Source organism: Saccharopolyspora sp. NPDC002686, from assembly GCF_040295745.1.
GTDB lineage: Bacteria > Actinomycetota > Actinomycetes > Mycobacteriales > Pseudonocardiaceae > Saccharopolyspora > Saccharopolyspora oryzae.
This window is the reverse complement of the sequence record NZ_JBEOVY010000243.1, coordinates 1-11,866: the sequence shown is the minus strand read 5'-3', so window position 1 is coordinate 11,866 and position 11,866 is coordinate 1. Positions and strand designations below refer to the sequence as shown.

Here is an 11,866-nt window from a genome sequence, read left to right as displayed (position 1 = left end):
GTTCGGCGGCCAGCGGGGTGTCGTGGTAGCCGGCGACCGCCAGGTCTTCGCCCGCTCGGATGCCGTGGTCGCGCAGGGACCCGATCGCGCCGATCGCGGCGAAGTCGTTGACGGCGAAGATCGCGTCCGGCGCCGGGCCGCGGGCCAGCAGCTCGTCGGCGCCCCGGTGGCCCTCCGCGACGTCGAGACCTGCCCGGACGATCCGGTTCTCGGGCACCTCGATGCCCGCTTCCCGGTAGCGGTCGAGGAATCCGGCCGTGCGGTCGCGGGCCGTGCTCGCGAACTCCGGCCCGGCCAGCAACGCGGCGCGCTCGAAGCCGCGGTCCAGGAAGTGCTCCGCGACCAGCCGGCCGCCGAGGTAGTCGTCGCAGGTCGCGGCCGGGAAGCTGCCCGACCACCTGTTGACCAGCACGAACGGGACGCCCCGATCGGCGAACTCGGTGAGGAACTCGCTGTCGAGGTGGGCGTCGCCGAAGATCATCCCGTCGACGCGGCGGGCGAGCATCACGTCGGCCGCGGATCGCTGCCGCTGCGCGAGGTCGTCGGTGTTGGTCACGAACGTCGACAGGCCGGCATCCGCTGCTGCGGCGTGGACCCCCTCGTAGACCATGGCGAGCACGAGGTCCGACAGGCGCGGGACGAGCACGCCGATCAAGCCGCTCCGCCGGGTGCGCAAGCTGGCCGCGTGCGGATTGGGCCGGTAGTCGAGCTCTTCGGCGATCTGGCGGATCCGCTCGGCGAGTTCCGGTGAGGCTGCCGCGCGCCGCTCCTGCGCCGTTCCGTTGAGCACGCGGGAAACCGTCGAGGAGTGGCTTCCGACGGCCTCCGCGATGGCGCGCAACGTCGCGGGGCGGCGCGGCTTGAGCGGCGCTCCGCTAGGGGCGTCTTGCGTCGACATCGGAGGAACTCTACCCAGCCCCTTGACTCCTGGCGGACAAGACCAGCATAGTCACCCAAACGTTTGGGGCAAACGTTTGGGTGCGCTGAGGGTTTTCCATCCTCGTTTTGCGTGGCGGTGCGGGTGGCGGAACCTCAGCGCCCGCCTGGTCTGCGGGTGCCAACCCTTATGTATGCCAATACACGGCGGCTTGGCCGTCCTCGCCAGGCGAACGCTGAGAACCCGCGGCGGTGCCGGTTGCAAGGGTGGGTTATGCGCCTGCGGCGCATGCGACCCTCGCCGCGCGGTGCCGGTCGTGCTTCGCGGTCGCTGCCCGAGCAGGATGGAAAAGCCTCACTGGAGGTGATCGAGTGAACGTCGAACTGCTGGCGCCCGACCACGAACGGCTGTGGTCCGATCTGCACGATCTCGCGCGGCTGACCGAGCCGGATTCGGACGGCTGGACGCGCCGGGTCTTCAGCGAGCCGTACCGGGCGGCCCGGGACTGGGTGCGCGGCCGGATGCGCGACGCCGGGCTGGAGGTCACCGTCGATCCCGCGGGCAACATCGTCGGTCGGCTTCCAGGGCGGCACGGTGGCGCGCCGCTGGTCACCGGCTCGCACACGGACACCGTCCAGGGCGGCGGGCGGTTCGACGGGATCGTGGGGGTGCTCGGCGGCATCGAGGTCGCGCGGCGGCTGCGGGAAACGGGAACCCGGCTCGACCACGACCTCCTCGTCGTCGACTTCCTCGGCGAGGAGTCCAACCCCTACAGCGGCAGCTGCCTCGGCAGTCAGGCGGCCACCGGGGTGCTCACGACGGAGAACCTGGACCGGGTGGACGCGGGCGGCAACCGGCTCGGCGACGTGGCGACGTCCTTCGGGCTGGACCCCGGCGGGATGCTCACGCCGACCTGGGCGACGAAACCGCTGCACGGTTACCTCGAACTGCACATCGAGCAGGGGCCGACGCTGGAGCAGCGCGGTGTCGGCATCGGGATCGTCACCGCGATCGTCGGCATCGAGCGCTTCCTCGCCACGTTCACCGGCCGGTCCGACCACGCGGGGACCCGGCGGATGGACGATCGGCGGGACGCGTTGGTCGCAGCCGCCAGGACGGTGCTGACCGTCGAGCGCGAGGGGTGCGCGGGGCCCGGTGCTGCGGTCGCCACCTGCGGTGATCTGCTGGTCGAACCGGGTGCGGAGAACGTGGTGCCCGGCCGGACGCGCCTGGCGGCCGAGTTCCGCAGCGAGGACCAGGTCTGGCTGTCCGGTGTCCGTCGGCGGATCGTCGAGGAGATCGCCAGGGAGAGTGCCGAGAACGGTGTCGAAGTGCTGATCGACTGGACCGTGGACAACCCGGTCGTCCCGACGAATCCGTCCGTGCAGAACCTGACGTCGGCCGCCGCCGACGAACTCGGCCTCCCGTGGATGGCGATGCCGAGCGGCGCCGGCCACGACGCCGCGCACCTGGCGGCGCGCTGCCCGGCCGGGATGATCTTCGTGCCCTCCCGGGAAGGCCGCAGCCACTGCCCCGAGGAGTGGACCGACGCGGACCAGATCGCCACCGGCGTGCACCTCCTGGCGACCACCCTGGTCCGCATGGACCAAGAGACCACTGTGGACAACGACTTCGCGGCCAGCCGGTGAACGCCTCCCGTCCTCGCCCTCCGAAGAAAGGGTCCACAATGGAGAGATGTACCGGGATGCCGGTCGTCATCGCCGGCAGGGATCGCTAGTCTCCGGTGAATGGGATTGGTCGGCTCTTCGCGGACGCGCTTGGTGGTGATCCGGGGGAACTCGGGTAGCGGCAAGAGCTCCGTCGCGACGGCGGTGCGAGAGGCGCTGGGGCGAACGTGCGCGCTGGTCCCGCAAGACGTGATGCGGCGGACGGTGCTGAAAGAACGCGATGTGGCCAACGGTTTCAACATCGGTCTGATCAGCACCGTCGCGCGATACGCCCTCGACTGCGGGTACCACGTGATCGTCGAGGGGATCCTCACCGCCCAGCGCTACGCGACGATGCTGACCCAGCTCGCACGAGATCACCGCGGCACCACCGCGTTCTACTACCTCGACGTCTCGTTCGAGGAAACCCTCCGCCGCCACGAAACCCGACCGAAGGCCGCCGAGTTCGGTCCCGAAGAAATGCGAGCCTGGTACCGGGAGCACGACGTCCTCCGGTTGCCCTCGGAACAAGTCATCCCGGAGACCTCCAGCCTGGAGCAGACCACCCACCGAATCCTCGCCGAAGCCTTCGGCGAGCAACCCCGCAACGCGACCAAGTCGTGAATGTTATTCACGTGCACCTGCGCGGGTTCGAGGGCTGGTGCTCGTGATGAGTCGTGATCGACCTGGTTGAACTTGGTGCGATCGGGGGTGTTCCTCTGGGAAGATCTCCGGCTATGAGCCCGGTTCTGGAGTTCGAGGTGAGGTTGCAGGCGGCCGAGCGCCGGAAGGACGCGCTGCGGCTCCGCGGTGACCTGCGGGATGCGTTGCTGGACGCCGGAGCCGTTCGGGCCGACGAGGTGGACGTCGACCAGCCCGAGCCCGGGCGCCGGTCGGCGGCCGTCGACATCATCGGGCTGGTCGTGCAGTTCGCCGGAACCTTCGCCGCGGCGATCCAGGTCATGCAGGGCTGGCAGCGGAAGAAGAAGCGGGACGAAACCGATAAAACGCTCACCGTGACGGTCGACGGCGTCACCGTGACGCTCAGCGAGGTGCCGACCCCGGCGGAGCTCGAAGCGCTGCAGAAGCTCATCGACGGGCGCGAAGGCCGGGCCGACCATGAGCGATGACCCGCTCGCGGTCCTGAGCGTCACGGTCAGCGAGGAGGACGGCGGCACTCGCTACCGCTACGAGCTGCGCACTTCCGGCGGGACCGAATTCGGTGCGCTGGAACAGGAGTACTCGCTGGTCGTCAGCCAGAGCCTGGTGCGCGATCTGTGCGAGGAGATCGACGGGATCCTCAAATCGGCGCTCGACGCATCCCTCGGCGGGACGCCGTCCAGCGGGTCGGACCTCCGCGACGAGCTGGTCAGGACCGGCCAGACGCTGTACAGCCAGCTCTTCCGCCCGGTGAAGGGCACCGACGAGCCCGCGCTCATCACGAAGGTCCGCGAGTCGCAAGGCCCGTTGATGGTCCGGAGCAACGAGACCCTCGTGCCGTGGGAGCTGCTCCACGACGGGACCGACTTCCTCGGGCTCACCCACGACCTCGGCCAGGGCTCGGTGGTGCGGACCTCGCCCCACCCCGGCCGCGAGATCGGCCCGGTCGAGAAGGCGCTGATCATCGGTGACCCGCTCGAGGACCTGCCCGCGGCCAGCCACGAAGCCGCGCGCGTCGCCGAGTGGTTCACCGCGCGCGGCGCCGAGTGCACGGTGCTGCGGGGGTCCAAGGCGACGCTGGCGAACGTGGTCCGCGAGCTCACGTCGACCCAGTACGACCTCCTGCACTACTGCGGCCACGTCACCGTCCGCTCGGACCCCGCGAAGAGCGGTCTGCTGCTCCACCAGCGGCGTTTGCTCGACGAGCACGCGTTGGAGACGGCGGCGGTGGTGGGCGCGCCCCCGGTCGTCTTCGTCAACGGCTGCAAGGCCGTCGGGCCGGTCGCGAACCTGTGCCTGTCCTTCATGACCCTGGGCTCGAAGGTCGTGATCGGCACCCGTGCCGAAGTGGGCGAGGAGAGCGCGAAGCGGTTCGCCGAGACCTTCTACCGGGAGCTGCTGGACGACAAGACGGCCGGTTCGGCGATGCGGGAAGCCCGGCGCGCCGTGCTCAGCGAGCCGGACTGCGCGTGGGCGTCCTTCCTGCTCTACGGCAATCCGAGCGTGCACATCACCGGCCGGAACCCGGCGCCGACCCGTCCGCGGGTGCAGGAGCGGGGGGAGTACTCGCCCGAGGCGGTCGAGCTGCTGGACCGCGTCAACGCCGCGGCCAAGGGCATCGTCACCTCGACGGACCTCCTCTTCGGGCTGGTCACCTGCCCGGAACTGCAGCCGTCCATGCGGCGCACCATCGGATCGACCAACCTGGCGGTCCTGACCGCGACGCTCTACGGCGTGATCGGGGCGGACGTGGGGGTGGACGCGCGCCCGGGCAGCACCAACGGCCGAGCGCCCGACGTGCAGCGCTCCGACAGCGTGGAGGCGGCGCTGGTCAAGGCCAAGGAGATCGCCTCGGCCGACGGCCGTTCCATGGTGACCCCGCAGGACATCGCCACCGCGTACGTCGAGACCGGCGGCGGCAGTTCGGCCCGGCTGCTGGAGATCATCAACGTGTCGTTGCAGCAGCTGCTCCCGCCGGACAGCGCGCGCGCCGAATCGCAGCAGGCGCCGACGCGAACCTCGTCGGGCCTGGCCGCGCAGTGCTTCGACGACGACGGGCGGTTGCGCACCGACGCCTTCGACGATTCCGCTGTCCGGGCCCTCCGCGCGGCACTCCTGCTCGCTGCCGGGAGGCGCACTGCCATCGGTTCGGACACCTTCCTGCAGGGGTTCGGAATCGCAGGCAGCGCCGTGCTGCGCGCCGCGCTGGAGAAGCAGGGGGACGTCGGAAAGCGGGCTGTCCGCGCGCTTTCGTCCCCGACGCCGCGCCGCAAGCACTTCTCCGAGCGCTCGCTCACGGCGTTGGGCGCGGCCAAGCCCGCCGCGACCGGAGCACCCGCCGATGAGGTCTCGCTGCTGCTCGCGCTGCTGGCCGATGAGGCGTCCGGAGCCCGAAAAGTGCTGGAAGGACTCGGTGTCGACGGCGTGCGGCTGATCGAGGACCTCCGCCGGCCGGACCGGGAATGAGGATCATCGGCGAAGTCGTCGTCCCGGACAAGTAGAGTTCGCGCGGAGGGTGGTTGTGACGTGGAACACGAGCGGTGAGGCTTCGTCATGGCATCAGCGACGGAACGCGGGCAGTGGCGACTCGTGCGGCAGCGCCGAGCTCGCCGGGCGTTGGCCGCCCTCCAGGACGGACGTGCGAACGACGCGCTGCAGGAGCTGAACCATCCCGGTGCCGTCGGCGATGAAACCGCCGAAACCCTCGCGGCGGTGGCTGCCGTCATGGCCACGCAGACGTTGTCCGACGCCAGCCGGTGCGTTGCCCTGCTCGAGCGGTACCGGGACGGTCGGTACGCCGCGGAGGCGTTCGAGGTGGCCACCCGCGCGTTGGAGCCGGTGCTCCGGATCGTGCCGGGAGCCTCGTGGGAGCTGATCGCCCACGTCGCGCAGCTGACCGGTCGGCTGATGCAGGTCGCGGGCGCACTGCCCTGGGGTTTCTACAACCTCGCGGTGTACGCCATGCAGACCGGGCAGTTCGGGCTGGCCTCCAGGTATCTCGCGGCTGGTGCGACCGCGCCCGCCGGAAGCTGGCCGCCCGTGCTGCTCGGCGCGGCCTGCGCTGCTGCTTTCGGCGACCCGGCTTCGCTCGCCCGGTGCCTGTCCAGCGCGGCCGTCGATGCGCACTTCGCCCAGGACTTCCGGTTCTTCCGCTTCGTGGCAGGGGTGTTCGAGTGCTTGCGGGATGATCGTCCCGTCCAGGACGTCGAGTTCGGTGCGGTGCTCGGGGAGGCGAGCGGGTCCCTGGTCCGCACGATCCCGCAGTTGTCCGCGCTGAAATCCGTGCTGGCAGCCGCGATCCACGGGGGACCGCCTCGCGTCCCTCAGACCGCGCTCGAGGGTTGTGCCTGGGGGCAGTGGTTGTGCGGCCGCCTGCGGTACGCCGAGGACGAGGCCACCGCCGTCCTGTCCGATCACGCGCCCGAGCGGGGGCAGCCGGCCTTGATCTGGCAGCGCCTGGGGAACGTGCAGGACTTACGGCCCCTGTTATCCGCCGAGGCCGCACAGGCGTTACCAGCACAACTGGCCGACTTCGGCGCTCGCTTCACCGACGGAACCGCCTGGGGACGGCTCGTCGAACTGCGGATCGCCTTGAGCGAGGACTCGTCGACGGCAGCGGCGGCATCCCGCTCGGAACCCAGTCCTTGCCCGTGGTGGCCGGTCGACGGCTGCCTCCAGCGGGTGGCCGCCCAGGAGCAGGCGGTCGAACGCGGCTACTTGGAAGCCCGGCTGGCGCTGCGAGCAGGCCAGACCGATGCAGCGCTCGAATGGTTCGCACGTGCGAGACCTGGGCTCACCGGCCGAGGTTTGGTGGCACGTCTCGTACGACTGCGCTACGAGCCCCTCCTGGACTACTGGGAAGGCGTGACCTTCGCGCACGCCGGTCAGACGCGGCAAGCTGCGGAGTTCCTCCAGCGCTGCGAGCACGGGGTCAAAGCACGCGAAGCAAGAGCGCAGCTCGGTCTGCTCGCCGTCGCAGCAGGGGAAAACACCGAGGCAGCGCAGCTGCTGGAGACGATCTCAGCGCCACGTCCGGCTTCGGCGGACTACCTCGCCGCCCTCCTCGCCGGACGCAGCGGCGAGGTGCAGGAAGCGGAGCGCCTGGTGGACGGCTTCGCGGGCAGGGAAGCCGCCGCCGGGGCTTATGTCGCGGCAGGGCACCGGATGCTGGGGCGGCTGCACGAGGTGAACGGTGAGGTCACCGAGGCGACCCGGCGGTACCGCCAGGCGCTGACGAACCGGCCGGCGGACCCGGTCGCGGCTGCCCGGTTGGCGAGGGTGTGGCTGCGCCAGCGCTACGACGGGGCGGAGATTCCGCCAGAACCGTTGCTGGACAGCAGTTCTCTCGAACGGACCTGGGCGGCTCCGCTGCTGGTGGTCCGGGATTGCCTCGACGGCGTGACAGGTGAGCCGCTGCGGGCGTTGCTCGACCCGGGACCGGCCGATCCCGTGCTGAGACTGCTCGTCGCGCGGCGTGCCGTCGAAGCGGGCGAAGACGCTGTGGGTGAAGCCCTGCAGACGTGGGCCGCCGACGGGGATCCGGATCTGGTCCGGGCGGCGCTGTCCGTGCGCGCTTCCCGCCTGATCAGGGAGTTCTGCCTCGCCGAACCAGGCGGCTCGGCCAGAGCGGAACTGGTTGCGCTGGAAGAAGAACTGCGCTCCGAGGCCGACGACCCGGTGCTCGCGTTCTGGGCTGGGACGGCGAAACTGCTGCTCCACCCCGAATCGGCCGCGGAAGCGCCCCCGCTGCCGACGATGGAGGACGACTCCCGATCCGGCGCGGTGAGGCTCTTATCGGGTCTCCTCTCGGTTTTCGCCGCGGACCCGCAGCAGCGCGAACTCGGTGCCCGACATGCCCGACGAGCGCTCGAAACCCAGCCCGTCGCGCACGCGGCGATCCGGTGTCTGATCGCCGATGCCCTCGGGGAGGACGGGGAATTCCTGGCCGCCTACGGCGAAATCGAGGAAGACCTCCTAACGCTGCCCTGCGCGCCCGTGGCGGGCTACCTGGCGGCGACGGAGGCCAGGCTGCGCACCGGGAACCTCGACGCGGTCATCGACGGCCACCTGCCGGACGAACTCGCTGATCTCGCCAACCCGGAGGTGCGCCGCGCGATGGGCATCGCCTACGCCAGACGGGCGGTCCGAAGCTCGGAACGGGACATCCGCCGGGCGCTGCGCGACATCGACCAGGCCCGCACCCTCCTCCAGGAGCAGGCATGATCACCGACGCGTGGGGCGTGGACGTCGAACCCGAGCTCGCCGAGGTGCTCGGCGACGGCTCGGAGCTGGCCGCCGAGGCAGCCGAGACCGGGTGCCGGTTCGTCGAACCGGCGCACTTCCTGGCCCTCCTCGCCCGATGCGGCGGGACGATCCTGCACACGACGTTCTTCCGGCCGCGCGGGGTCGACCCCACCCGGTTCTGCGAGCTCCTCTACGGTCGAGCGCTCGACGAGGACCGGGAACCCGGGATGCCGACCGGAACCGGCGCGGAAGCGATGTCCGAGGCGTCGCGCCATCTGCTCGACCTCTTCGCGCAGCGAGCCAACGCATCGGGGACCGGCCGGGCGGGGGAGGGCTTGTTCGTCCTGACCCTGCTCGACCTCGTGCCGCAAGCCCGTCCGCTGCTGGTGGCCATCGCTGGCTCGGACGAGGCCTTCGAGCAATTCCTGGGACGGCTGGAGGACTTGGGGCGTTCGTCCCCACCTGCCGAGCTTTTCGACCCGACCACCGGCGTGCTGCAGAGCGAGGCCTTCGACGGCTCGGGCAAGCGGGTGCTGACCCTGCTGCGCGAGGAGATGGCGGCACTGGGCTGCCGGCGGGCCACCGTGCTGCACCTGCTCTACGCGCTGGTCGGGATCGACAGCGGGATGCTGCAGAACGCCCTGCAGTTCCAGGGAATCGACCCGCTGCGCGAGGTCCACAGCGCCTTGGCGCTGCAGCTCCGCCGCCCGGCGTCCAAGCGGGTCGACCGTCCGGAGCTGAGCGGGGAGACCCTGTACCCGGCTGTGGTCGAAGTGCTCAAGCAGGCGGTCGCCGGCGCGGCCCGCTTCGGCGCCAAGCCCGGGGAGGTCGACATCGCCCGCGCAGCCGTGGCCCAGGAGCGCGGTGTGATCGCCGACTGGCTCGCGGGCCGCGGGCTCGACCCGGCCAAGCTGCGGGACTACCTCGAACACGCCGAGCCCGCCGACGACGAGGACGTCGACGAGCAGCTCACCCCGGTGGCGGAGATCGGTGACCGGCTGCGGGAGCGGATCCTCGGGCAGGACCACGCCGTCGCCCGGATCCTCCCGTGGATCAAGCGCCTCCGGTTCGGGTTCCCGCGGGATCGCGGCCCGGCCGCGGTGCTGCTGTTCCTCGGGCCGAGCGGCAGCGGCAAGACCGAGCTGGCCAAGGAACTCGCCCGCGTCGTCTACGGATCCGACGAGCACCTGCTGATGCTGGAGATGGGGCAGTTCGCCACCAAGGAGAGCCTCAACGTGTTCATCGGCGCGCCACCCGGTTACGTCGGCTACGGGGAGGGGAAGCTGACCAACGGGCTGCGGGACAAGCCGCTGAGCGTGGTGCTGTTGGACGAGATCGAGAAGGCGCACGAGGACGTCTGGCCCGCGCTGCTGCGCTTCCTCGACGAGGGGCTGATCGACGACCCGGCCGGCCCGACCCGCGACGGGCGGGGCTGCGTCGTCGTCCTCACCTCCAACCTGGGGTCCGAAGTCGCACCACCGGCCGCGTCGGTCGAGGACGGCCGGCTGGACGACGCGGCGGAGACCGAGATCCGCGAGGTGGTCCTGAAGTACTTGAAGCGACCGGAGATCTACAACCGGGTGGACGACAAGATCGTGTTCCGGGCGTTCGACGAGCACACCTACCGCGAACTGGTCGGTCGCCAGGTCGCCCTGGAGACCGCGAGGTTCGCGGACCGCGGCGTCGACGTCCAGGTCCTGCCGGAGGTGTCCGACTGGCTCACGCGCCGGGCGACGGCGGGGCACCGGGAAGGTGCGCGCATCGTGCCGCGGCTGACCAGCCACTACCTGGTGTCCCCGGTCATCGACGTGCTCACGCTCGGCGATGGCGGGGCCCCGGAACGGGTCGTCGTCGGGTTGCGCGGGGACCGCACCTTCGCGGAGGGGGCCTAGCGGATGGCGGATCTGGCTGCGGGGACCGTCCTGGACGACCGGTTCGTCATCCGGCGGTTGCTCGGCTCGGGCGGCTTCGGCACCGTGTACCTGGCCGATCAGAAGGTCTTCGACCTGACGCTGCGGCAGGTGGCGCTGAAGCTGTTCCACCGCGACCTGGTCACCGGGGACAACGCGAGCGACCAGCTCAACGACGCGGCCGTCGTCATGCGGCTGCAGGAGGAGCAGAGCTACCCGGAGGCGACCAGGCACCTGATCACGGTGCTGGACGCCGGGATCCTGCAGGGCGAGGGGGCGCGCGCCTACATCGCGATGGAGTACGTGACCGGGCACCGGATGCCCGGCGGCGCCACGGCGCGGACGCTCGCCGACTTGAGCCAGGCGTACCGGCCGGTTCCGGTGGCGCTGGCGTTGCGCTGGATCACGCAGGTCCTGCGCGCCGTGGCGTGGATGCACACCCTCGACCCACCGGTGCTGCACTGCGACCTCAAGGCGGACAACGTCCTCGCCGACGGGCCGGACAGGTTGAAGGTGGCCGACTTCGGGCTGGCGCAGGTCGCGTTCGGCTCGATCGGGTTGTGGGGCGGCGTCGGTGCGATCACCTGCCAGGCGCCCGAGGTGCTTGCGGGCGTCGAGCCGACGCCCGCGTCCGACGTCTACTCGCTGGGCCTGATGCTGCACGAGATCCTCGCCGGCCGGCATCCGCTGACCGACGTCGGCATGGCCGAGCTCGCCGCCGACGACTCCGACGGGCACCGGCGGCGGCAGCTCGAGGCCAGGCACGCCGGGATTCCCCGGCTCACCCCGGACGACAACCCGGACCTCGTCGATCATCCGCTGGTCGGCGAGCTGGTCGGCCGGTGCCTGCGGTTCCGGGCGACGGACCGCTATCCGAACGCGGAGGTGCTGCTGCGCGAGATCGAGGCCTACACCTCCGGTGGCGCGCTGGTGCCCGCCGCGGTCGAGGCGCCGGACGGGTCCGAAGACCTCGAACGGCTTCTCGCCGAAGTCGAATCCTTCGACGGCCAGCACAACCCGGAGAAAGCCTTTGAACGGGCCGAAACCGCGCTCGCCCGGTTCCCCGAGGCCGTCGCCGCGCACCTCTGCATCGCGAAGCTCCGCCTCAAATCGGGTGTGTGGGCGGAAGCGCTCAAGCACTGCGCCACCGGACTCAGGCTCCCGGCGCTCACCCCGGCGGAATCCGCTGCGCTGCTCGAAGTGAGCGCTGAAGCCTACGACGCTGGCGGGAATCCGTCGCTGGCCGGCAAGATGCGCGAGCGCGCGAGGGCCGCACGACGCGGAGGCCGCCGATGAGCGAGGACGAACTGCTGCGGCGGCTGGACGAACTGGGCGCCGAGCTCAAGGTGCGCGACCGCCCGGAACGGCGGGCGTGGAGCGCGCTCGAGCCGAACGGCAACGGCTGGCCGAGCCGGATCCACGACGACCAGGCGCTCGAGCTGTGGCACGACGTCTCCGCCACAGCTCCGCGCTGACAGCGCTCCGTTCCGGCAGCTCAGGACCCGTGA

General features: G+C 70.9%; 9 protein-coding genes. 8 read left to right on the top strand and 1 reads right to left on the bottom strand.

Annotated elements, in window-relative coordinates:
* Positions 1-898 (bottom strand): LacI family DNA-binding transcriptional regulator (locus ABTZ89_RS26905; RefSeq protein ID WP_351049701.1); only part of this gene is annotated, 898 nt, incomplete at its 3' end.
* Between the two features lie 350 nt (positions 899-1,248).
* On the opposite strand from ABTZ89_RS26905, the gene ABTZ89_RS26900 reads away from it, so the two are divergent.
* From ABTZ89_RS26900 to ABTZ89_RS26865, 8 genes are all read left to right on the top strand, one after another.
* The gene (locus tag ABTZ89_RS26900) at positions 1,249-2,526 is read left to right on the top strand and encodes a M20 family metallo-hydrolase (protein WP_351049698.1); all 1,278 of its coding nucleotides are present in this window, start codon (positions 1,249-1,251) and stop codon (positions 2,524-2,526) included.
* Positions 2,527-2,625: 99 nt separating this feature from the next.
* Positions 2,626-3,168, top strand: coding sequence for a kinase (locus ABTZ89_RS26895; RefSeq protein ID WP_351049695.1), 543 nt, complete (start codon positions 2,626-2,628; stop codon positions 3,166-3,168).
* 113 nt (positions 3,169-3,281) lie between these two features.
* Positions 3,282-3,674: an effector-associated constant component EACC1 gene (locus tag ABTZ89_RS26890; RefSeq protein WP_351049693.1), complete on the top strand. Its 393-nt coding sequence runs from the start codon at positions 3,282-3,284 to the stop codon at positions 3,672-3,674.
* A complete protein-coding gene (locus tag ABTZ89_RS26885; RefSeq protein ID WP_351049690.1) occupies positions 3,664-5,670 on the top strand; it encodes a CHAT domain-containing protein in 2,007 nt (668 codons plus the stop codon). Before ABTZ89_RS26890 ends, ABTZ89_RS26885 begins: the two co-directional genes overlap by 11 nt.
* 87 nt (positions 5,671-5,757) lie before the next feature.
* Positions 5,758-8,427 carry a tetratricopeptide repeat protein gene (locus ABTZ89_RS26880; RefSeq protein WP_351049687.1) on the top strand — a complete coding sequence of 890 codons (2,670 nt, stop codon included), beginning with the start codon at positions 5,758-5,760 and terminating at the stop codon, positions 8,425-8,427.
* Entirely contained in the window at positions 8,424-10,340 is a 1,917-nt protein-coding gene (locus ABTZ89_RS26875; protein WP_351049684.1) for an AAA family ATPase, read from the top strand. Before ABTZ89_RS26880 ends, ABTZ89_RS26875 begins: the two co-directional genes overlap by 4 nt.
* A 3-nt stretch (positions 10,341-10,343) precedes the next feature.
* On the top strand, positions 10,344-11,654 hold the full coding sequence (locus tag ABTZ89_RS26870) for a serine/threonine-protein kinase (protein ID WP_351049682.1): 1,311 nt from the start codon (positions 10,344-10,346) through the stop codon (positions 11,652-11,654).
* Positions 11,651-11,833 carry a hypothetical protein gene (locus ABTZ89_RS26865; protein ID WP_351049679.1) on the top strand — a complete coding sequence of 61 codons (183 nt, stop codon included), beginning with the start codon at positions 11,651-11,653 and terminating at the stop codon, positions 11,831-11,833. The genes ABTZ89_RS26870 and ABTZ89_RS26865 overlap by 4 nt, the downstream gene beginning before the upstream one ends.
* Positions 11,834-11,866: the final 33 nt, after the last annotated feature.

What these genes read in the sequence shown, in the direction of transcription:
- ABTZ89_RS26865 (WP_351049679.1), top strand. Translation starts at nt 11,651, where the DNA reads ATGAGCGAGGACGAACTGCTGCGGCGGCTGGACGAACTGGGCGCCGAG.
- ABTZ89_RS26890 (WP_351049693.1), top strand. Translation starts at nt 3,282, where the DNA reads ATGAGCCCGGTTCTGGAGTTCGAGGTGAGGTTGCAGGCGGCCGAGCGC.
- ABTZ89_RS26885 (WP_351049690.1), top strand. Translation starts at nt 3,664, where the DNA reads ATGAGCGATGACCCGCTCGCGGTCCTGAGCGTCACGGTCAGCGAGGAG.
- ABTZ89_RS26870 (WP_351049682.1), top strand. Translation starts at nt 10,344, where the DNA reads ATGGCGGATCTGGCTGCGGGGACCGTCCTGGACGACCGGTTCGTCATC.
- ABTZ89_RS26875 (WP_351049684.1), top strand. Translation starts at nt 8,424, where the DNA reads ATGATCACCGACGCGTGGGGCGTGGACGTCGAACCCGAGCTCGCCGAG.
- ABTZ89_RS26880 (WP_351049687.1), top strand. Translation starts at nt 5,758, where the DNA reads ATGGCATCAGCGACGGAACGCGGGCAGTGGCGACTCGTGCGGCAGCGC.
- ABTZ89_RS26895 (WP_351049695.1), top strand. Translation starts at nt 2,626, where the DNA reads ATGGGATTGGTCGGCTCTTCGCGGACGCGCTTGGTGGTGATCCGGGGG.